General features: G+C 59.4%; 22 protein-coding genes. 8 read left to right on the top strand and 14 right to left on the bottom strand.

Annotated features, from left to right (window positions below):
* Nucleotides 1-15 precede the first annotated feature (15 nt).
* Nucleotides 16-795, top strand: a complete 780-nt coding sequence (locus JHD62_RS03070) for a helix-turn-helix transcriptional regulator (RefSeq protein ID WP_199101723.1) — start codon at nt 16-18, stop codon at nt 793-795.
* On the opposite strand, the gene JHD62_RS03065 is transcribed toward JHD62_RS03070, so the two are convergent.
* From JHD62_RS03065 to JHD62_RS03055, 3 genes are read right to left on the bottom strand one after another with little or no spacing between them, the layout of a single operon-like run.
* Nucleotides 782-1,963 (bottom strand): MFS transporter, encoded by a 1,182-nt coding sequence (locus tag JHD62_RS03065; protein ID WP_199101722.1) that lies wholly within the window; start codon nt 1,961-1,963, stop codon nt 782-784. The genes JHD62_RS03070 and JHD62_RS03065 overlap by 14 nt on opposite strands.
* 57 nt (nt 1,964-2,020) lie before the next feature.
* Complete coding sequence (locus JHD62_RS03060) at nt 2,021-2,431, bottom strand: RNA-binding S4 domain-containing protein (protein ID WP_062789956.1); 411 nt, start codon at nt 2,429-2,431, stop codon at nt 2,021-2,023.
* Nucleotides 2,428-3,081, bottom strand: a complete 654-nt coding sequence (locus tag JHD62_RS03055; RefSeq protein WP_199101721.1) for a fumarylacetoacetate hydrolase family protein — start codon at nt 3,079-3,081, stop codon at nt 2,428-2,430. Before JHD62_RS03055 ends, JHD62_RS03060 begins: the two co-directional genes overlap by 4 nt.
* A 448-nt stretch (nt 3,082-3,529) precedes the next feature.
* On the opposite strand from JHD62_RS03055, the gene JHD62_RS03050 reads away from it, so the two are divergent.
* Both JHD62_RS03050 and JHD62_RS03045 read left to right on the top strand, forming a co-directional pair.
* Nucleotides 3,530-5,230 (top strand): PHA/PHB synthase family protein, encoded by a 1,701-nt coding sequence (locus JHD62_RS03050; protein WP_370303009.1) that lies wholly within the window; start codon nt 3,530-3,532, stop codon nt 5,228-5,230.
* A gap of 82 nt (nt 5,231-5,312) precedes the next feature.
* Complete coding sequence (locus tag JHD62_RS03045; RefSeq protein ID WP_045845227.1) at nt 5,313-6,494, top strand: acetyl-CoA C-acetyltransferase; 1,182 nt, start codon at nt 5,313-5,315, stop codon at nt 6,492-6,494.
* A gap of 218 nt (nt 6,495-6,712) precedes the next feature.
* Here the strand turns inward: JHD62_RS03045 and JHD62_RS03040 are convergent, their stop codons facing one another.
* Nucleotides 6,713-7,060, bottom strand: a complete 348-nt coding sequence (locus JHD62_RS03040; protein WP_045845228.1) for a YkgJ family cysteine cluster protein — start codon at nt 7,058-7,060, stop codon at nt 6,713-6,715.
* Nucleotides 7,061-7,135: 75 nt separating this feature from the next.
* On the opposite strand from JHD62_RS03040, the gene JHD62_RS03035 reads away from it, so the two are divergent.
* Nucleotides 7,136-8,353 carry an alkaline phosphatase family protein gene (locus JHD62_RS03035; RefSeq protein ID WP_233160579.1) on the top strand — a complete coding sequence of 406 codons (1,218 nt, stop codon included), beginning with the start codon at nt 7,136-7,138 and terminating at the stop codon, nt 8,351-8,353.
* A gap of 58 nt (nt 8,354-8,411) precedes the next feature.
* A complete protein-coding gene (locus JHD62_RS03030) occupies nt 8,412-8,792 on the top strand; it encodes a putative zinc-binding protein (protein ID WP_199101720.1) in 381 nt (126 codons plus the stop codon).
* Here JHD62_RS03030 and JHD62_RS03025 read toward each other — a convergent pair.
* The 8 genes from JHD62_RS03025 to JHD62_RS02990 form a co-directional block, all read right to left on the bottom strand.
* Nucleotides 8,784-9,842 carry a hypothetical protein gene (locus JHD62_RS03025; RefSeq protein WP_199101719.1) on the bottom strand — a complete coding sequence of 353 codons (1,059 nt, stop codon included), beginning with the start codon at nt 9,840-9,842 and terminating at the stop codon, nt 8,784-8,786. The two genes, JHD62_RS03030 and JHD62_RS03025, sit on opposite strands and share 9 nt — an antisense overlap.
* A gap of 58 nt (nt 9,843-9,900) precedes the next feature.
* Complete coding sequence (locus tag JHD62_RS03020) at nt 9,901-10,875, bottom strand: alpha/beta fold hydrolase (RefSeq protein ID WP_199101718.1); 975 nt, start codon at nt 10,873-10,875, stop codon at nt 9,901-9,903.
* 74 nt (nt 10,876-10,949) lie between these two features.
* Nucleotides 10,950-11,678, bottom strand: a complete 729-nt coding sequence (locus tag JHD62_RS03015) for a pseudouridine synthase (protein ID WP_045845232.1) — start codon at nt 11,676-11,678, stop codon at nt 10,950-10,952.
* Between the two features lie 424 nt (nt 11,679-12,102).
* Nucleotides 12,103-13,065 carry a DMT family transporter gene (locus tag JHD62_RS03010; protein ID WP_199101717.1) on the bottom strand — a complete coding sequence of 321 codons (963 nt, stop codon included), beginning with the start codon at nt 13,063-13,065 and terminating at the stop codon, nt 12,103-12,105.
* Nucleotides 13,066-13,321: 256 nt separating this feature from the next.
* A complete protein-coding gene (locus tag JHD62_RS03005; protein ID WP_199101716.1) occupies nt 13,322-13,924 on the bottom strand; it encodes a membrane integrity-associated transporter subunit PqiC in 603 nt (200 codons plus the stop codon).
* A complete protein-coding gene (locus JHD62_RS03000) occupies nt 13,921-15,513 on the bottom strand; it encodes an intermembrane transport protein PqiB (protein WP_233160577.1) in 1,593 nt (530 codons plus the stop codon). The genes JHD62_RS03005 and JHD62_RS03000 overlap by 4 nt, the downstream gene beginning before the upstream one ends.
* A gap of 64 nt (nt 15,514-15,577) precedes the next feature.
* Entirely contained in the window at nt 15,578-16,219 is a 642-nt protein-coding gene (locus JHD62_RS02995) for a paraquat-inducible protein A (RefSeq protein WP_233160576.1), read from the bottom strand.
* Nucleotides 16,201-16,839 (bottom strand): paraquat-inducible protein A, encoded by a 639-nt coding sequence (locus JHD62_RS02990; protein WP_045845237.1) that lies wholly within the window; start codon nt 16,837-16,839, stop codon nt 16,201-16,203. Before JHD62_RS02990 ends, JHD62_RS02995 begins: the two co-directional genes overlap by 19 nt.
* Nucleotides 16,840-17,079: 240 nt before the next feature.
* Here JHD62_RS02990 and JHD62_RS02985 point away from each other — a divergent pair, with 240 nt between their 5' ends.
* Together JHD62_RS02985 and JHD62_RS02980 are read left to right on the top strand one after the other, a co-directional pair.
* Nucleotides 17,080-17,409 (top strand): DUF2249 domain-containing protein, encoded by a 330-nt coding sequence (locus JHD62_RS02985; RefSeq protein WP_199101714.1) that lies wholly within the window; start codon nt 17,080-17,082, stop codon nt 17,407-17,409.
* A gap of 289 nt (nt 17,410-17,698) precedes the next feature.
* Nucleotides 17,699-18,007 carry a glycine zipper domain-containing protein gene (locus JHD62_RS02980; RefSeq protein ID WP_052693755.1) on the top strand — a complete coding sequence of 103 codons (309 nt, stop codon included), beginning with the start codon at nt 17,699-17,701 and terminating at the stop codon, nt 18,005-18,007.
* Nucleotides 18,008-18,277: 270 nt separating this feature from the next.
* Here the strand turns inward: JHD62_RS02980 and JHD62_RS02975 are convergent, their stop codons facing one another.
* Nucleotides 18,278-19,054 carry a TSUP family transporter gene (locus tag JHD62_RS02975; RefSeq protein WP_197077105.1) on the bottom strand — a complete coding sequence of 259 codons (777 nt, stop codon included), beginning with the start codon at nt 19,052-19,054 and terminating at the stop codon, nt 18,278-18,280.
* 96 nt (nt 19,055-19,150) lie between these two features.
* Between JHD62_RS02975 and JHD62_RS02970 the strand changes: the two genes are divergently transcribed.
* Nucleotides 19,151-20,065, top strand: a complete 915-nt coding sequence (locus JHD62_RS02970; protein WP_199101713.1) for a LysR family transcriptional regulator — start codon at nt 19,151-19,153, stop codon at nt 20,063-20,065.
* Nucleotides 20,066-20,121: 56 nt separating this feature from the next.
* Here the strand turns inward: JHD62_RS02970 and JHD62_RS02965 are convergent.
* Nucleotides 20,122-20,870, bottom strand: a 749-nt coding sequence (locus JHD62_RS02965) for an iron-containing alcohol dehydrogenase (RefSeq protein ID WP_199101712.1), incomplete at its 5' end; no start/stop codon positions are given.

Below are 20,870 nucleotides of genomic sequence, written 5' to 3'. Positions count from 1 at the left end.
CAATCAGGAATCAACATGAGCCAGAGTAAAACCACCAGCCCGCTGGGCGAATTCATCCGCGCCCATCGCGAACGGGTCAGCCCGCAGCAGGCCGGCTTGCCTGCGGGCAGCCGACGCCGCGCCAAGGGCTTGCGGCGTGAGGAAGTGGCCGCCCTGTGCGGCATCAGCCCTACCTGGCTGACCTGGATTGAACAGGGACGCAGTCAGTCGGTATCCGCCCCCACCCTGTCACGGCTGGCCGATGCGCTGCTACTGACCCATGCCGAGCGCGATTACCTGTTCAAGCTGGCCGGACTGAAAAACCCGCAGGACAGGCCTGTCGAACGCAATCCGCAATCCCGTCAGGCCTTGCGTGACGCGGTAAATGTCATCGGTACACCGGCTTATGTACTGGATGCCAACTGGGATGCGCTGGCCTGGAATACGCTGGCGGCGGAATTGTTCAGCGGCTGGCTGGATCAGCCACTGGCACGGCACAATTTGCTGGATTTCATGTTTTTGCGCGCCGAGTCACGCCAGCTGGTAGAGGACTGGCCGGTACGGGCGCGGCGCATGGTGGCAGAGTTTCGCGCCGATGCGGGTGAGCGACTGGAGGAAAACAGCATCCGGCAATGGCTGGACACCCTGCGTCAGGGCAGTGCGGAATTCGATACGCTGTGGCAGCAGCATGACGTACAAGGCCGCGAAGGTGGCGAGCGCGCCTTCAACCATCCGCAGCGCGGACGACTGGTGTATCAACAGTTGACGCTGAATCTGGCTGCGGCACCGGAACTGAAGCTGATCATGCTGCTGTAGTCTTGGCGGGTGGTTCCGGCCGCAACCAGCGCAGGCACACCAGCACGCCCAGCGCTGCAGCCACTACCGACATGCCAAACGTCGGCAACATGCCGCCATGCGGCCACAACAAACCGCCAACCAGCCCGCCGGAACTGCCGCCCACACCAAACGAGGCGATGATGTACAAGCCCTGCGCCCGGCCCTGGTGCTGCTGGGCAAACAGGCGGTGAATCAAGCCCACCGAAGTGGCATGGTGCAGGCCGAAGGTCAGCGCATGCATGCTCTGCGCCAGCACCGCCAGCACTGGCTGCTCCACCGCGCAGGCAATCAGCACAAAGCGTAATACGGCGGTCAGCAGTGAGGCCAGCATCAGCCGCTCCAGCGAAAAGCGGCCCATGATGCGCGGCATCAGCAGGAACACCAGGATTTCGCTGATCACCCCCACCGACCACAACAAGCCGATGGCACCCTTGTCATAACCGGCATGGCGCAGGCCGATGGAATAAAAAGTGTAATAAGGCCCGTGGGCATAAGCCATCAGGAAGCAACAGGCAAACAAGGCCAGCACCCGTGGCTGGCGCAAGGTCTGCCAGATCGGCCCGGCCACTTGATGATGACGAGGATTGCTGACATCCGGCACGAACCAGCCAGCCAACACGATGAATGCCAGCAGCAGCAGCAAAGCCCAGGGCAGATTGGCCAGATGGATCAGGTCCAGCACATAGCCACCCACCATGGACAGGCAGACAAAGCCGATGGAGCCCCACACCCGTACCCGGCTGTAGCGGCCCGGCTGGGCACGCGTCAGGTAGGCCGTGCTGGCTTCCACCAGCGGCAAGGCCCCGGCCCAGAAGAAATGCGATACCGCCAGACTGGTGAAAATCCACCAGAAGCCATTACCCAGCCCCACCAGCGCAAAGGCCAATGCCGAACACAAGGAGGTGCTGATGATGATGGCCCGTCGCCGCCCTTGCCGGTCGGCCAGCCAACCCCAGAAGCCGGGAGCCACGATACGCGCCAGCGTGGACAGCGCCATCAGCACGGAAATCTGCAGGGCAGAAAATGACAGCGATTCCAGATACAAGCCCCAGAACGGGCCGAACAAGCCCTGAAAGGCGAAATAGGCAAAATAGAACAGCGCAAAAGGACGCAGGGAGGGCGCAACAACAGCAGATGAGGCAGACATCAATACACAATCAGATAAAGCTGCCACCGCCCGGCATCAGCAACGGTGGCATGGTCATTACAGGGAGCCCTTGAAGCGGGAAATATCGCGCCGGGCCTTTTTGGTGGGTCGGCCTTCACCATGCGGGAAGCTGGCATGTTCGGCCTTCAGCAGCAACATGCGCTCTTCGCGCTCAGCTTTGCCCGCTTCGTCTTCCTGATACATCAGCACGGCCTCCTTGGCCGGACGACGCTGGGTGGCCAGTTGCAGCACGGTAATGCGGTATTCCAGCTGGTTAATGCGCAGCAACAGTTCATCACCCTCGCGCACGATGCGCGAAGCCTTCACCCGCTCGCCATTCACCAGCACCCGGCCCAGTTCCAGCGCCTCGTGCGCCAGTTGGCGCGTCTTGTAAAAACGCGCAGCCCACAGCCATTTGTCCAGCCGCACCTTGCCGTCGTCTTCGTCCTGCTCGCGCTGGCGGCTCATGCGCTCACCGTCCAGTCGGCACTTACCACACCGTCCAGTTGCAGATGCAGCACATCCCCCGCGTGCAGGGCTGCCACGCCTTGCGGCGTGCCGGTGTAGATCAGATCACCCGCCGTCAGGCCATAAACCTGCGACAGATAACTGATGATGGTGGCCAGCGGATACAGCATCAGGCTGGTATCGCCCTGCTGACGGGTTTCACCATTCACTTGCAAGCTGAAGCTGAAGGGCTGGCCAAGATCCACATGGGAACTGCCGACAAAATCGGACACGCAAGCCGCATGGCGAAAGCCCTTGGCCTTGGTCCACGGCTTGCCGCCCCGCTTGGCCTCACTTTGCACATCGCGCGCGGTCAGATCCAGACCAATCCCCACACCCGCAATGTGAGACAAGGCATCCCCAGCGGCAATATCGCAGCCACCCTTGCCAATCAGCAGCACCAGCTCGCACTCATGGTGCACATCAGCAGAATAGGCAGGCAAACGCATGGGCTGCCCGCTCAAGGTAAGCGCAGAAGTCGGCTTCAGGAACACCAGCGGTTCTTCTTCCAGCTGATTGCCCAATTCGGCCACATGTGCCGCGTAATTGCGGCCAATGCAGAAAATATTGCTGACTTGCTGCGCTACGCCATCCAGCATGACAACGGCCATGATGTACTCCTTACGATTCAAGCGCCCGATTATCCCAGATGTAACATGCTTGCGGGAGCCGATTGATGATTATACGTATGTCATTACATGGGCATTCCCTGCTACCATGCCGCCCGCCATGACTGACCTGATGGCTTTTAACACGCCAAGGCGGCCGGAACTCGCATTGGTATTGGGTTAAGGACATGGACATGAATTGTGCATTGCCGCAACAGCCCGACTCCCTGCATGGATTTTTTCATGGCGGCTTACCGCCTCCCGGTGAAATTGTCATACAGTCCTGTTACAGTCAGCAGGTATCCCGACGGTGGCAACACCACCAGGCCACCCGGGCAGCACGTATCCACCCACCTCTCACGGCATGTTAAGGAGATGTACCTTGACTCAGGAAACGACCGCTTCTCTGGAGAGTTTCTTCTCCAGCCTCTCCGAGGCCAACCAGCAGTGGATGCAGCAGTTTGTCAATTCGATGACCGCAGGCATGCCGCTGGACGCAGCAGCCAATCCCATTTCCGGCGCCTGGAACCAGATGGTGAGCAACACCAACCAGATGCTGGCCATGCAAACCAATCTTTACCAGCAGCAAATGAACATGTGGCTGCAATTCCTTGGCCAGAAACCGGCCGAGGCCGCCGCAGCGCCTGCCGCCAGCAGCGATCGCCGTTTTGCCGCACCGGAATGGAACGAGCACCCGTTCTACAGCTTCCTGAAACAAAGCTATCTGCAAACCTCCAAGTGGATGACAGAGCTGGTTGACCAGTCGCAACTGGAAGACGAGTCCAAGGAAAAACTGGCATTTGCCACCCGCCAGTATCTGGATGCCATGGCACCGACCAACTTCATGCTGACCAACCCCGAAGTCATCAAGCGGGCGCTGGAAACCAAGGGCGAAAGCCTGGTGGAAGGCATGAAGAACATGGCCGAGGACATCCAGAAAGGCCATATCTCGATGTCGGACGAAAGCAAGTTCGAGATCGGCAAGAACATCGCCACTACACCGGGCGAGGTGGTTTTCCGTAACGAGCTGATCGAACTGATCCAGTACACCCCGACCACCACCGAGGTATACGAAAAGCCGCTGCTCATCGTTCCGCCCTGCATCAACAAGTACTACCTGATGGACTTGCAGCCGGACAACTCCATGGTGCGCCATTTCGTCGCCCAGGGTTACAAGGTATTCCTGATCAGCTGGCGCTCGGCTGTCCCGGAAATGAAGCATTTCACCTGGGAAAGCTATATCGAAAAAGGCGTGATTGCCGCGGCCGAAACCGTCAAGAAAATCACCAAGCAACCGAGCATGAACGCCCTGGGCTTCTGCGTTGGTGGCGTGATCCTCAACACCTCCTTGTGTGTGATGCAGGCCAAGGGCATCAAGCTGATTGACAGCGCCACCTTCATGACTTCGCTGGTTGATCATGCTGATCCAGGCGAAATCAAGGTCTTCATCGACGAAAACCTGGTCAAGAGCCGTGAAGCAAAGATCGCCAGCGGCGGCATTGTCAGCGGCAAGGAAATCGGCCGTACCTTTGCCAGCCTGCGCGCCAACGATCTGGTGTGGAACTACGTGGTCAACAACTACCTGCTGGGCAAAACCCCGGCACCGTTTGACCTCTTGTACTGGAACAACGACGCCGTCGACCTGCCACTGCCGATGCATACCTTCTTCCTGCGCCAGTTCTACCTGAACAATGCGCTGGTGAAGAAAAATGCCATCACCCTGTGTGATGTGCCCATCGACATCAGCAAGCTGGACATCCCGCTGTATGTATTTGCCGCCCGCGAAGACCACATCGTGCCGTGGAAGTCGGCCTTCTCCGGCATCAAGTACATGACTGGCGCACCGTCGCGCCGCTTCGTACTGGGCGCTTCCGGCCACATTGCCGGCTCCATCAACCCGGTCACCAAGGACAAGCGCAACTACTGGGTGAATGAAAACCTGGTGGACGACCCGGAAGTCTGGCTGGAAGGCGCAGAAAGCCGTCCGGGCAGCTGGTGGAAGGACTGGGACAGCTGGCTGGCCCCGCAATCCGGCAAAAAGATTGCCGCGCCCAAAGTGGCTGGCAGCAAGGAGTTCCCGGCGCTGGTAGCCGCACCTGGCACTTATGTCCTGGCCAAAGCCATGCCCAGCACGGTAGCCAGCCTGCAATAATCATCCGATGCCCGGCACACGCATGCCGGGCACATGCTCCTGACAGGGGCCCCCACCGCAGAACCATAACGGAGAGTTAGCTATGCAAGAAATCGTGATTGTTGCCGCCCTGCGTACCGCTGTAGGCAGCTTTGGTGGTGCACTGTCCAAAGTTCCGGCCCCCGAACTGGGCGCCACCGTCATCAAGGGCCTGCTGGCCCAGACCGGCGTAAAGCCGGAAGACGTGAGTGAAGTGATTCTGGGTCAGGTACTGACCGCAGGTGTCGGCCAGAACCCGGCCCGCCAGGCATTGCTCAAGGCCGGCCTGCCGATCACCACCCCGGCCACTACCCTGAATGTAGTATGCGGCTCCGGCCTGCGTGCAGTTCATCTGGCAGCCCAGGCCATTGCCAATGGCGATGCCGAAATCGTGATTGCCGGCGGTCAGGAAAACATGTCGCTGTCCCCGCATATCCTGCCGGGTTCGCGTGATGGTTTCCGCATGGGCAATGCCCAACTGGTGGACACCATGGTGGCCGACGGCCTGACCGATGTGTACAACCAGTACCACATGGGCATTACTGCGGAAAACGTGGCAGAAAAATACGGCATCAGCCGTGAAGAACAGGATGCGCTGGCTCTGGCATCGCAAAACCGTGCCGAAGCTGCCCAGAAAGCAGGCAAGTTCAAGGACGAAATCGTTCCGGTGCTGGTGCCGCAACGCAAGGGCGACCCGGTGGCCGTTGATGCCGACGAATACATCAAGGCCGGCACCACGGCCGAAACACTGGCCAAGCTGCGCCCGGCCTTCAAGAAAGACGGTACCGTGACCGCCGGCAATGCCTCGGGCATTAATGATGGTGCCGCTGCCGTGATGCTGATGACTGCTGCCAAGGCAGATCAACTGGGCCTGAAACCGCTGGCTGTGATTCGCGGTTACTCCCTCACCGGCTGCGCTCCGGAAATCATGGGTATCGGCCCGGTTGCCGCCACCCGCAAGGCCGTGGAAAAAGCTGGCTGGACCGTGGAAGAGCTGGACCTGGTTGAAGCCAACGAAGCCTTTGCCGCCCAGGCCCTGGGTGTGGCACGCGAGCTGGGCTGGTCTGCCGACAAGGTCAACGTCAATGGTGGTGCCATTGCCCTGGGTCACCCGATTGGCGCATCCGGCTGCCGTGTGCTGGTTACCCTGCTGCACGAAATGCAGCGTCGTGATGCCAAGAAAGGCCTGGCTACGCTGTGTATCGGTGGTGGCATGGGCGTGGCGCTGGCAGTGGAACGTCGCTGAGCAAGCACCCAGTGCTGACAACAAAACCGGGCCATGGCCCGGTTTTTTTATTGACACAAAAAAGCCCCGGCATACTGGCCGGGGCAGCTTCGGTCAACCGCCCTACTGGCTGGCCGAGGTGGAGACAAGACACCAAACAGCGGCTGGATCAGATCGCATGTTCGGCATGGTTTCAGGATAGCTGGTGAAAAATTCTTTCCCAGTCTGAATAGTGGCACTTAGTCCAGTTGCAATGGTGGCAATCCGTTTTGAGCCCGAGCGCGATTACAGGCTTCTTCATACACACCAATGCTGGCACGCGCACCGAACTCACGACACGGCGAAGGGCGATCGCTGTAAATGCCACAGCTGACCGACTCACCAACCTTGCCAACCAGGGCAATACAGCGCGGACGCGCATAGTCGGTTCCACGCATGCGCATGATGGTGGAAGTCTCCTCATCGGCCAGGCGTGCCGGCACACGCCCTCCCGGTTCGGTGTCCAGTTCGGAATAGTGAAAACTCACGCGAAAGGCTGCACAGCAGGCACCGCAGCGCTGGCAAATGTTTTGCTCGGCTTGGGTCATATGAAAAAACCAGGGATTCAAGTCGGCACAGTATGCCTGTAAGCTGGCTGAATTTCAGCCGTCATGCGAACCCCCATGCCCTCTGCACTGAGCCGTTTTTGCCCCGGCAGCCATTGGCCCGACTATCAGGGTGGCAGCCTGCTCAACTTGATGACCAGCCTGAGCCATGAGCTTGGCGGGCCGCAGAGCGGACATGCCAGATTATCTGAACCCTGGCTGTCAGGCATCGGCCAGCACAAGCATGTGGTTCTGGTGCTCATCGACGGGCTGGGCGAGCAGCAATTGCGCACGCTTGGCCCCGACAGCGTGCTGCAACGCAAGCAGTGCACGACCTTGAGCAGCGTGTTTCCGGCAACCACGGCTGCCGCCATCACCACACTGCTGACCGGTCAGCCCCCCGCCAGCCACGGCTTGATTGGCTGGCATCTGCATTGCCAGATAGCACCGGACAGACAGGAGCATATTGTTGCCCCATTGCCCATGTCGGTACGCTACCCGGATAGCAGCACACTGCTACCGGAGCAACTGGCCGGGCAATTACTGGTCTGCCCGCCTTTGCTGCCACGACTGGGCAGGCCCGCACACATTCTGCAACCGCAGTACATCGCCGATTCACCCTATAGCCTGCACCATGCAGGAAGCGTGCAACGCACCGGCTATCGAGATGTCGATGATGCGTTTGCACAGCTGGCAAGCCGCCTGCAGCAGAGTGATGTGCCCGCCTTCCATTATCTTTATCTGCCGCAGCTCGACAGCCTGATGCACCGCCAGGGTTGTCACTCCCCTGCCGTGCATTCCCTGTTTGACCAGCTGGATACGGCCTTCGCCCAGCTGGTGGACGTGGCGGAACAGACAGACACTGCCATCATGGTCACCGCCGATCACGGGTTTATCGACACACCACGCACGCGCATGATCAGCCTGGACCAGGACTTCCCCGCGCTATATGCCATGCTGGCACAACCATTGTCCGGCGAGCGCCGGGCCGTGTTCTGTCATGTCAAACCGGGGCTGAAAAACGATTTCATGCGACAAGCTCAGCAACAGCTGGAAGCTGCCTGCTGGGTACTGGACAGCAAACTGCTACTGGAAAATGGCGCCTTTGGACCCGGCGAAGCACATCCGCAGCTGGCCAGCCGTTGCGGTGATGTCACCCTGTTGACGCGCGAGGACTGGAGTATCCGCGACACCCTGCCCTGGGAAAAACCGCTGCACCTGCCAGGCCAGCATGGCGGGGTAAGCGCTGCCGAAATGACCGTCCCGCTGATCCTGCACCTCCCCCGGAAGAGCTAGGCCGGCTTCCTCTTGCGACGGATACCTTGCTGTATGACATGCACAGCACAATGCATGCATGACAGCGAATAAATTCCCTCTGGTTTACGCCTGTTCCGGCTGCTCCAGCGCCGCGCAGATGGCAAACGACCTTGCCTTGCGGCTGGATCGCGAAGGCCTGGCAGAAATGTCGTGCATTGCCGGCGTGGGTGGCGGCATACCCGGCCTGGTGAAACTGGCCCAGTCAGGCCGTCCCATTCTGGCACTGGATGGCTGTCGCCTGTCCTGCGTCCAGGCTTGCCTGCGCCAGGCCGGAGTAGAGGCAAACCGGGTTTTGCTGCTGTCAGACCAAGGTGTGGTGAAGTACAAGCATCAGCCTTATGCGGTAAGCCAGGCGGAGGAAATCTGGCCACGCGTCAAGCTGAGTGCCGAGGTGCTGGCAACCGGCCAATCAGAATAAGCCGCCCTGCATTTGTTGCTGCTGCAACTCTGCCAGCTCATCGGCAAACTGCTGCTCCAGCTCTTGCACATGCTGACGCTGGACCTGCACCGGCATCAACACCCGGGAAATGGGTTGCAACTGCCCCATCACCACCTGCTCGAAGCGCAGGGCAGTGACATCATCCGCATCCTGGCGTTCATGCAATACACCCATGCGGTTGAGGTAAATGGTTTGTGCTTCAACATGAAAAAAGCGGGCTGGCTGCTCCAGTACTTCGCATACCACATCCAGAATGCCTTCCAGTTCGGCAAGCCGGGCCAATGGCTGTAATTGCTGCTGAAGTTCCGCTTCACGCTGGCGCAGGCTTTCAGCATCCTCTGGCGACAGGCTGGCCATGTTGTCCGTGCCGCCGGTAGCATCAATCACCACCCTGCCCGCATGCCCGAAAGTTGACAGCTTTAACTGGATTTTCTCCAGCTCGGTCTGTAAATCCAGCCGCATTTGTTGCAGCAATTTGATGCGCCGGTCTATCACCGCCACCAGTACGGCAAGGCCGCGCCGACGCGCACTCTGTTGCAGGTCTTCAGGTGTGGCGGACGGTTCGATCAGCCTATGCTGGTCGAAACTGACAATCTGCTGGGCGACATCACTACGGACTTCGCCATTGTGTTCTGTCATGCCAAAACGTACGGTTTCGCTGCGGCTCATGCTGAGGATGGCCCAGGCCTGGTCGCCCTGGCTGGCCGACAGGAAAAATGACTGCAAAGGCTCACTGCTTTTCAGACAAAGCAGCAGGCTGAGCGGGCTGGAAAACAGCAAACCCAGGCGACGGTCGGTGCTGAAGCTGCGCAAGGAGAGTTCAAGCGGATCAATCTGCTGCCAGGGTAATCCGGCGAGATAATCCAGCGTCAGCCGGACACCTGGCAACAGGCGTTGCTGATACCCGGGCAACAAGCGCAAACGCCCGTCACAGCCGTCAATCACCATCTCGATGGCGTGCAAGGCAGTTGCCTTCTCTTGCTGGGATGCCTTGTCCAGCCCCAGTTTTTGCCACAACCAGCCCAGCATCGCTCAACTCTCCTTCAAACAGGTCACTGCACCTGGCCCGTACAGATCTGCGACAGCATCATTGCCAGGCAGGCACCTGCTGCAAGATGGTCTGCAGCACGGCTACGGTTTGAGGGGCAGACACGACAGGCAAGACATGGGTTCCACCATCGATGGTGAACAACGGCGCATCCAGCGAACTGGCCAGCCGCTGCCCAATGGGCAAGGGAAAAACCTCATCCTGCGTACCCCATACCACAGCTACCGGCATGGCCAGTGGCTGGCTGAGACGCTCAACATGGGCCTGCTGGCCGCTAGCCAGCTCCTGCATCAGGGCACGCAACTGCGGTGCGCGGTCACGGTAATAAAACAGCCAGACATCCTGCAGCAAAAACCGTGGTGCACGTGCCAGCGGGCTACCCACCAGTGCCATCATGCGGGCCAGTGCTTGTGCATCATTGGGCACAAACAGTTGTTCTGCAGATTTTACGGCTGCGCGGTCCAGCAGGTCTTGCTGGTCGGCCGGGGTGTAGACCATGCCCGGCGAGGCCATGATCACCAGTTGTGCAATTTTTTCCGGCATGCGCCGGGCCAGCTCCAGGGCAACGAAACCACCGTAGGACAAGCCCACCAGTTGCACCTTGTCCGCCACGCGGGCACGGATCAGCGCTTCGAGTGCATCCGCCTGTGCGTGCAGCGAAGGGGCCGTTGCGGCATGGCTGAGACCAAACCAGAGCAAGTCCGGCACCAGCACCTGATGCTGTTTTGCCAATGCCGCCATCACCCTCCCCCAGCTGGTAGGGCCATCACCGCCAAAGCCGTGAATCAGCATGACGGCCGGGCCGGTACCCGCTTCCAGATATGCCAGCTCGCCTGCGGGCAACGACTGTCGGCGTTGGCGGAACCCGGATAAGCACAAACCACAGCGCAACAGCCGCTGACCAAATGCGGAGGGATAGGCGCACAGCAAGACGAGGCCAGCCAGCGCAATGAGCAAACAGATCAGCAATAGGTTCATGACCTTGATGATGTCATGGTGGGCGGACAAATCCAAGTCGTATCGTGCAATGCACAACGGCGACCACCGGTCGCCGTCACACTTTACTGCCCAAGTCTTGCCCGGATGGATCAGAACATCTCGTCATCACGCAGATAACGCCACTGACCGGTAGGCAAATTGCCCAACTTGATGGTGCCGATACGGATGCGCTTGAGGCCCACCACACGCAGACCAACCAGCTCGCACATGCGGCGGATCTGGCGCTTTTTGCCTTCACGCAGCACAAAACGCAGCTGGTCTTCATTCTGCCAGGCCACTTCTGCCGGTTTCAGCGCTTCGCCATCCAGCGACAGGCCATGGTTGAGCAAGGCCAGGCCACGGTCACTCAATTCGCCAGTTACCCGGACCAGATATTCCTTCTCGACCGTGGAATTCTCACCGATGATGTGCTTGGCCACCCGGCCATCCTGAGTCAGTACCAACAGACCTACCGAATCGATATCCAGTCGACCAGCCGGAGCCAGGCCACGCAAATGTGCCGGGATGAAGCGCTTCTTGCTGGGGTCTTCCGACCAGTGGTTTTCCGGCTTGACCAGCGTGACAGCTGGCAGATAGCCCTTTTCTGCCTGACCGGACACGTAGCCCACCGGCTTGTTGAGCAGAATAGTCACACGTGACGATTGGGCATCCTGTGCCTTCTTCAGCACTTCAATGGTGTTGTGCGGCAGCACTTTCTGGCCAAGCACGGCCACTTCGCCGTCTACCTTGACCCAGCCTTGTTCGATATAGCTGTCCGCCTCACGACGGGAGCAAATACCCAGTTCGGCCATCCGCTTGGAAAGGCGTACGGGTTCCATGTAAAGCATCCTGTAATAAAAAAAGCGGATAGCACCGGTTGCACGCTGCGAGTTCAAAATCGTCCCGGGCAGCGCGTCACCACCGGCACAGCCGCTGTTGATCTGGCGCTATTGTAGGGGATAGACCGCAGGCTGACCATGATTACCGCCGCCAAGCGGCCTTGCATGGTGCGTTTGATGGTACTGACAGGAAGAAAACGGCAAAGGCAGGCAAGAAAATGCCCGGTGAAACGGGGAGGAATCACCGGGCCGAGCTAAGCCAATACTGAAGAGGAACAAAAGCCAGAGGTACTTCAACTACAAACAAAATTAAGGTTGGCAGGTACTGCGGGAGATCCAATAAGTACGGGCACTGCCAACAATGTGTACTTTAGTGCCGGATGCCGCTTTGCACCATCCGTATAAATCCGTAGTCAACACCGCATCAGTCTGCGGTGGACAGCTTCACCGCACTGGCAACACGCCCGGCAGCAGGCTTGCGACTGAGTGAAGACAGCACGATGCCGCCAAAAATCGCCGCCAGGCCAGCCACATGATACCAATGCAGCTCCTCGCCTAGCAGGACAATGGACTGCACCGCACCAAACGCAGGCATCAGGTAAAGAAAGCCGGCAGCTTTGGCCGCCCCCACCTGGGCAATGGCGCGGTTATACATCAGGAAAGCCAAGACCGAAGGGAAGATGCCCAGATACAACAAGGCAGCCCCGGCGGACAGCGACAGGGGATGAAAACCACCAGCCTGCCAGGTTTCCTGCACAAAAGCGGGTAGTAACACCAGTTCGCCCACCAGCAACAGGACCATCATCATCACCAAGGCATCCAGCCCTGGCAGCAAGGTACGCAAGCCAAGCGTGTAAACCGCCCAGCACAAGCCTGCGGCCAACACCAGCAAGTCTCCGTGGCTGAACTGGAAAGCGCTCACCCCCAGCACATTGCCCTTCAATACGATCAGCAATGCCCCGGCCATGGCCACCAGCATGCCCAGCCACTGGCGTCGGGCCAGCTTCTGGCGGAAATACAGCGAGCCAAGTACCAGCACCATCATGGGCGTTGCACTATTGAGAATGACGGCGTTGGTGGCTGTCGTGGTGCGTACGGCCACATACACCAGGGTGTTGGTCAGTCCGATGCCAAACACACCCAATAGCAGCATTTTGCGCCATTGCTGTCGTAGCAAGGGCCAGGCCCGACCGAGTCGTGGCAGGCCAAATGGCAGCAGGCAGAGCAAGGCAATGGCCCAGCGGCCGAAAGCCAGGCCGAAAGGGCCGATCTGGCCATGGATGGCACGGGCAATGACAAAATTGGTGGACCACAACAGCATGGTCAGCACCAGCAGCAAATAGGCATTACCTGATGTGGCAGTTGGAGTGGATGCGCTGGATGACATGGCAAAAGTCGGAAAGAATGAATGCGGTTCATTCTATCCAGCTGCAACTTTAACTTAAGCCAAAATTTGCTGCTATTTTGCAATTTTAATGCCATTAAATCTGACAAATAAAAACAAAAAATCACACAACCAGATTTTAAAGCAATCAATACAAAAATCAGACAATAAAACCTGCGGCATCCCAGCAGACCGGCCCGGACCTGTGCGCAAGCGAGCGTCAGCTGCCGGACAGGAATGCGCCAGCCCGCCCCGATACTCAAGCCGCCGGATGCAAGTAGTCCGGATGTGATGCCATCTCAGTGCCGATTTGCCGGCTCAACGCATCCAGCAACTGCTGCTGCGCTGCCACCAGCGCGGCATTGCCCGGCACAGTTACCGCTTGCTGCTGGTTGAAATAACCTTGCAGCAACACCTTGTGCGAGGCGTTCTGTACCAGACGCCATGCCGCAGCCAGCGACGCGCCCTGCCCATGCCGCAAGCGGAATTCCCGGATATCCAGTTGCAAGCTGAGGTCCATCCGCCCCAGGCTCAGTTGCGGTGCTGCATAGATGGTGGACAAGCCCAGCTGCACCGCCAGATTGCCCGCCACTGCCTGGGTCAACAGGCGGCTCAGGCTGGCAGTCCAGTAATCCTGCTCTTGCAACTGTGGGAGACCTTCGGCGTTCTCCAGCAGTAATTGTGGTCTGTCCATTCCGGCCGGCAGCGTAACCTGCTCCACCAGCAATACCGCTCCGGGGCGCTGGTTCTGGCCCGGCATGCTGGTGGCCTGCAACTGGTAGAAACGGGATGGCACCGAGGTGCAGGCCGTCAGCAATACGGCGCACAAACACATACCACGGGCAAGGTTGCGCATTTTCATGGCTTGCTCTCCTGTTTGCCACGGATCAGGGCTTCCGGGTGACGGTCCAGATAATCACTCAGCGCACGGAAGCTGCGCGCCGTTTCCGTGACTTCCTGCGCGGCTTTGCGCACATCCTGCTGCAATGGCGAGTTGGCTTGCAGGGCCTGGCTGGCACTGTCCAGCGTCTGCTGCAACTGCTGCAGGGTTTGCAGGGTTTGCGGCACCACCTTGCCATCCAGGCTGTTGCCCAGCTGTTGCACGGTATTCAGGGTGGCGTGCAATTCCTTGATGGTGCCATCCAGCTCCTGGCCTATGCTGTCAAACGGCACCTTGTCCAGCTTGCGGGCAATGCGTTGCAGCACGCCTTGCAGCTCTTCCAGGTCGCCCGGAATGGTAGGCAGAACATCCATGCCCTGACGATGCAGCAACTGGGCTGGCTTGGCATCGCGGAAGAAATCCAGCGCCACATACAGCTGGCCGGTGAGCAAGCTGCCGGAACGCAGCTGCGCCCGCATGCCGTGCTCCACCATCTTGTCCAGTTTCAGCTGGTGCAGTTTTTCGGCAGTCAGATTGCGGGACAGGCTGAGCAGGCGGCTGGGGAAGATGCGGATGCTCACCAGCATGTTGAAGTCCTTGCGTGGTGCATCGTATTCCATGCCGATGCTGGTGACATCGCCAATCACGATGCCGCGGAAATCCACCGGCGCACCAACAGTGAGCCCGCGCACCGATTGCTGGAACTTCAGCAGCAGCGGCACCACTTCATGATCCGGCGATTGCATGGCCAGTTCACGGGTATTGGACAAGGTAAACACCGAACCAGCCGTGGCCGGTTTTTCCTCGGCCGGACTGACCGGCGTTTCGAAAGCCACCCCGCCCAGCATGATGGCACTGAGTGATTGGGTGTTCACCTTCAGCCCGTTGGCAGAAATGGACAAATCGACACCACTGGCGTGCCAGAAGCGGCTATCCGCCGTGACAAAGTGGTCGTAAGGGGAGTTGATGAACACCGTGATGTCGACATTGCTGCCGCTCTTGTCCAGCTGATATGCCACCACCTGCCCTACCGGCACCCGGCGGAAATACACCGGCGCGCCAATATCCAGCGAACCCAGCTCTGCCGCCTTGAGCACGAACTGACGACCGGGCAAATCACCGGTAATGATGGGCGGTACATCCAGGCCGGTAAAATGCTGGCTCATTTCGCTGCTTTTGCCGGCATCCATGCCGACATAGGCGCCGGACAACAGGGTGCCAAGGCCGGACACGCTGCCACCGGCAATGCGTGGCCGCACAATCCAGAAGCGGCTGTCACGCGCCAGGAAGCGCTCGGCTTCCTTGCTCAGCTGGGCCGTGGCTTCAATATTCTTGCTGTCCGGACTGATGCGTACCGCAGTCACCTCGCCGATATCCACATCCTTGTACTTGATACGGGTCTTGCCGGCCTCCAGCCCCTCGCCACTGCGAAAGGTAATGGTAATGGTGGGCCCGCGCGACAAAATGGCCTGCACCGCCAGATAACCGCCTATCAAGGCAGCCAGCAGCGGTATCAGCCATACCAGCGAGGGCGACCAGCGGCTTTGCCGTGCCGGGCTGGCAACGGCCATCGGCAGGGCCTCCTGCGCGGCATCATTCTGCGGTGGGCGGTTTTGTTCTGTTTGTGCTGAAGGCTTATCGCTCATCATCTTCCTCGAATACATCCCAGATCAGTCTGGGATCAAAATGCATGGCTGAAAGCATGGTCAGTACCACCACGGCACCAAAGGCAATTGCACCAGGCCCGGCCTTGATGGTGGCCAGGGATTGCAGCTGCACCAGGGCCACCAGCAAGCCCACCACATAGATATCCAGCATCGACCACGGCCCCACCACTTCCAGCAACCGGTACAGCCGGGTGCGCTGGCGGGGTGCCCAGCGCGAACGCCAGTGCACGGTGAGCAGCAGCAGCAACATGGACAGTATTTTCAGCAAAGGCACCAGCACGCTGGCCACAAACACCACCAGCGCCAGCGGCCAGGAACCACTGCGCCACAAATAGGCCACGCCGCTCATGATGGTATCGCGCTGGGTGCCGGACAGCATTTCCGTCAGCATGATGGGCATCAGGTTGGCCGGGATGTAACACAACATGGCGGCCAGCAAAAAAGCCCAGGCATATTGCAGACTGTGCGGTTTGCGCCGGTGCAGGCTGCCGCCGCAGCGCGGGCAGTTGACTGCCGTTGCCGCCGGGGAGCAGACCCGGCTGAGCTGGCCACAGGCGTGGCAGCGCCACACCCCCTGGCTGGCTGCGCTCTTCAAGTGCGGTCGCGGCATGCCTGATATCGCTCCCACAGCATGCCCGGATCAAAACGGCTGGCATTACCGGCCAGCAGCACGATCAGGGCAAAAAACGACCACAAGCCAATACCGGGATGCACCTCGGCCATATGCGCCAGCTTCACCAGCGACACCAGCACACCCAGCAGGAAGACTTCCACCATGCCCCAGGGATGCAGCACATGCACCAACCGCATCACGCGCGCAAAGCCACGCGGCGCATGGCCAAGTGACAAGGGTAACAGCAGGTAGAGCAGGCAGAGCAGCTCCAGCCCCGGCGTCAGTACCCCGGTAAGCAACACCAGCAGGGCCACCGGCTCCATCTGCTGCTGCGACAGCTGCCAGGCCGTCCCCAACAGGGTAGTTGCCGTCTTGACCCCGTTGGCCTCCAGCCCCACCACGGGAAAGGCATTGGCCAGCACAAACACCAGCAGGCCGGCCAGCACCAGGGCCAGCGAGGTACTGGGCCGATAGGCAGGCCCGGGTAACAATTGACCGCCGCAGCGGCAACAACTCACCCCCTGCACACTATTGGCAGGTGCAGCTTGCAGCAGGTCGCACTCATGGCAGGCAAGCAAGGGGGTGGCCGCATCCGGCCGGGAGGGCTGTAGCTTCATGGCGCTTCATTGTACAGAGGGATGGCAGCGGCGGCATCACTGCTCCGCATCGCCTGCATTCCGCCCGACAACGCCGTAGCGGCTTGTGGGGGATGACCAGGCTTGATGGGGCGTGTAGTCAGGCAAAGTTCATGCCGTACAAGGGGTGGTCGATGCCGATTTTCTTATCCTGACTCAAGGATGGACCATGCCGGATAGCGACAAAATCCGGGCTTCACCACCCTCAAGCAGGAATACATCATGACCACGCTCTCCCCCCAGCTCAATACCAGCTACCTGTTCGACGCCCGCGGCATTGCCAAGCGCTTTCGCCACGCGGCCATTTTTGGCGCCCTCGAATCACTGCATGACGGTGAAGTGATGCGCTTCGTCAACGATCACGACCCCCTGCCCTTGCTGGAACAAGTCCGCCAGCGTTATGGCCAGCAAGTCACCTTCCGCTATGCCGAGCGCCAGCCGGAGATGATCGTGATTGAATTCCAGATCAGCCTTGGCCAGGCACAAGAAGCCGTTCCGGCCAGCGGTGGTGGTTGTGGCGGCGGCGGCGGTTGCGGCTGTTCCGGGCAGTAATGTGCAGCTTGCAAGCAGCTACAGACTGGCGGCATGACAATGGCTGTTGCAGGGTCGGGCGGTTTACCCGGCCTGACTCTGTAACAGATTGTTATAAAACCACTTGAGCAATACAGGATAAATAATCAATCAAAATCAGCATCTTGAAAACATCATCCCGACAGATCATGCCATGATCATTCCTTGCCAAATGCTTTTCAATACTTGCTAACATTTCACCACTTGTCCGATTTACCCCGCTATTACTAGACTGCCGCCACTAACTTAGTGACAGCAGCAAACCATGCAAATGAACAAGTGGATTTCGGTCATTACCCTCTGCCTGGCAGCCACTGCCGCTCAGGCCGGCTCGACAACTGATGCGATTCTTGGTGGTGCAGTAGGCGGTGCAGCAGGTGCCGCAGTTGGTAATGCAGTAGGTGGCCGTAATGGCGCCATCATCGGCAGCGCAGTTGGTGGGGCCACCGGCGTGGCCATCACCACCAAGAACCAGCGTGAAGAGAGTCCGGCAGCTCCGGCGCGTGATGAAGGACGCCACCATCATCGTCACCACCACCACGACAATGGCCGTCACCGCGGCTGGTACAAGCACGACTGAGCCCCCAGCACGCAACAAGACAAAAAAAGACCACGCAGTACGGCGTGGTCAGGCTGCTGACAAAGTTATTTGGTGCGATTGCACTGGACCCGGCAAAGCCGGGCCTTTCGACTAACTCTTGGATTCCGCAGCCTTCCCATCTATTCCCAATCCCCCCGCCCTTGCCCTGCAAGGGAGCCTCGCTTTCTATCCAGAAAGCGAGAGGGGTTTGTCAATAAGCTGACCACGCAATACTGCGTGGTCTTTTTCATTTCAGCCAGCAAAACCCGTTCAGCCATGCAGCCAGGGCTGCAGCATGTCCCAGGCCAGTTTGCCGATCAGCACCGTGGTGAGCAGCAGGAACAGGATACGGACAAAGCCTGCCCCCTTCTTCATGGCCACCCAGGAACCGGTCATCGCTCCCAGCACATTGAAACCGGCCATCGGGATGGCGTACTGGAACAGCACATTGCCGGTAGGAATGAAAAAGGCCAGCGCCGCCACATTGGTGGTGAGGTTCACCACCTTGGCCGCTGCCGAGGCATGCAGGAAATCAAAGGCAAAAAAGCGGATGAACAGGAAGATCAGGAAGCTGCCCGTGCCCGGCCCGAACAAGCCATCATAAAAGCCGATTGCCCCACCAATGGCCATGCCGACAGCCATTTCGCGGCGACCTATCGTCACCGGCTTGTGCAGCTTGCCAAAGTCCTTTTTCCACAGCGTGTACATGGCCATCAGCACCAGCAGTACCAGTACCAGCGGGCGGATCACCGACTTCGGGATGGCATTCACCGTGGCAGCACCGGCAAACGACATCACGAAGGCCGTGATGGCTGCCGGAATCACCAGCTTCCACGGCAGGCGCACCCGCTGCAAATACGAGCGCGTGGCGGACAAGGTGCCCACGGCCGAGGACATCTTGTTGGTGCCAAACAGTGTGGCAGCAGAATACTGCGGCAAGAAATTGAACAGTGCCGGGGTCTGGATCAGGCCACCGCCACCCACGGCAGCATCAATCAGACCGGCCATGAAAGAAAAGAAACACAGAAATCCCAAAGTCAACAACATGCCTGCCTCCCAGTAATGCTTGCCATTGTAGGACTTGCACTGCTCTTGCTGTTGCAATACCGTATTGCAGTTTTTGCAATACAAGAAGCGGGCATCATGAAACTGTTATGGGAACTGCAGGTATTCTGCGCCGTGGTGGAGCGCAAGAGCTTTGTCTCGGCAGCCCGTCAGCTAGGCACTTCGCCCAGTACTGCGACCCGTGCGGTGCAGGCGCTGGAAGAAAACCTGGGCACCAGCCTGCTGGCCCGCTCGCAAAAGCAGGTCAGCCTCACCATGGCGGGCGAAGCCTACTACGATACCGCGCGGCAAATCCTGCAATTGCAGGAAGAAGTGGAAGACGACCTGGCGGCGCTGGGCAGTGCGCCACGCGGCTGGCTGCGCTTTTCCGCACCCGAGGTGATGGCCAGCCATTTCCTGCCGCCCATCCTGCAGCAACTGGCCGAGCACAATCCGCAGCTGCGCTTTGACATCCTGTACAGCGACACCATTCTGGAGCCCATCCGCGAGAAGCTGGATTTCAGCATCCGCGGTGCCTATCCCGCCTCCAGCGAACTGATCGGCTTTCCGCTGTGGCCTTATCAACGACGCCTGTATGCCAGCCCGGCTTATGTGGCGCACCATGGCCTGCCACTACAGCCAGAAGAGTTGAGTGAGCACGCCATCCTGATTCATGCCGCACCACGCATCCTGAAAGCCTGGAATTTCGTTTCAGACAGCCATCAGGTCAGCCTGAACCTGAATGCCAGCCATCGGGTGAGTTCCGGCAATGCGGTGCTGCAGGCTGCACTGGCTGGCTGGGGCGTGGCACGCATGGGCGACTGGCTGGCCGAACCACTGGTGGCCAAGGGTCAGCTGGTGCGGCTATGCCCGGACTACCGCATTGTGTCCAGCCGGGGGGAGGATGCGCAGATGCATGCGGTATTCGCCAGCCGGCGTATCCCGCGCAAGGCCAGGCTGGTGCTGGAAGCCATCCGCAGTGCTGCCACTGCTGCAGGTTTTGCCAGCCGCTGAAATGCAAAGAGCCGGCAAAGCCGGCTCTGTCTGCTGGATATCAAACCAGAAGATGCTTACATGGCAGCACGGTAGATGGCGCAGATTTCCTCGTGCGTGGCCTGAACCGGATTGGTAAAGCCGCACGCATCTTTCAATGCATTGGTGGCCAGTACCGGGATATCCTCTTCTTTCACGCCAAGCTGGGTCAGACCAGCCGGAATGCCCACGCGAGCAGCCAGTTGACGAATGGCTGCAATGGCCTCGGCAGCATCTGCCTTCGTGCCCAGTGCCACCGCAACATCAGCCAGACGGGCAGCAGCCACCTTGCTGTTAAACACCTGCACGTGCGGCAGCAATACGGCATTGCATACCCCGTGCGGCAGGTCGTAGAAGCCACCCAGCTGGTGCGCCATGGCATGCACATAACCCAGCGAAGCGTTGTTGAAAGCCATGCCGGCCAGGAACTGGGCATAGGCCATCTGTTCGCGCGCTTCCATGTCCTGGCCGTTTTCCACGGCACGCGGCAGGTAGGCAACAATCAGGCTGATCGCCTTCAGCGCGCAGGCGTCGGTAATCGGCGTGGCGATGGTGGAAACATAGGCTTCGATAGCATGAGTGAGCGCATCCATGCCGGTGGCAGCCGTCAGCGAAGGCGGCATGCCAGCCATGGTTTCCGGGTCATTCACCGACAGGATAGGCGTGGTGTGCTTGTCGACAATGGCCATCTTGATGTGGCGTGCCTCGTCGGTGATGATGCAAAAACGCGTCATTTCACTGGCAGTACCGGCGGTGGTATTGATGGCCACCAGCGGCAGCTGCGGCT

It is taken from the genome of Aquitalea sp. ASV11 (genome assembly GCF_016429185.1).
Classification (GTDB): domain Bacteria; phylum Pseudomonadota; class Gammaproteobacteria; order Burkholderiales; family Chromobacteriaceae; genus Aquitalea; species Aquitalea pelogenes.
The sequence above is the reverse complement of the archived record's forward strand: the minus strand, read 5'-3'. Positions and strand labels throughout refer to the sequence as shown.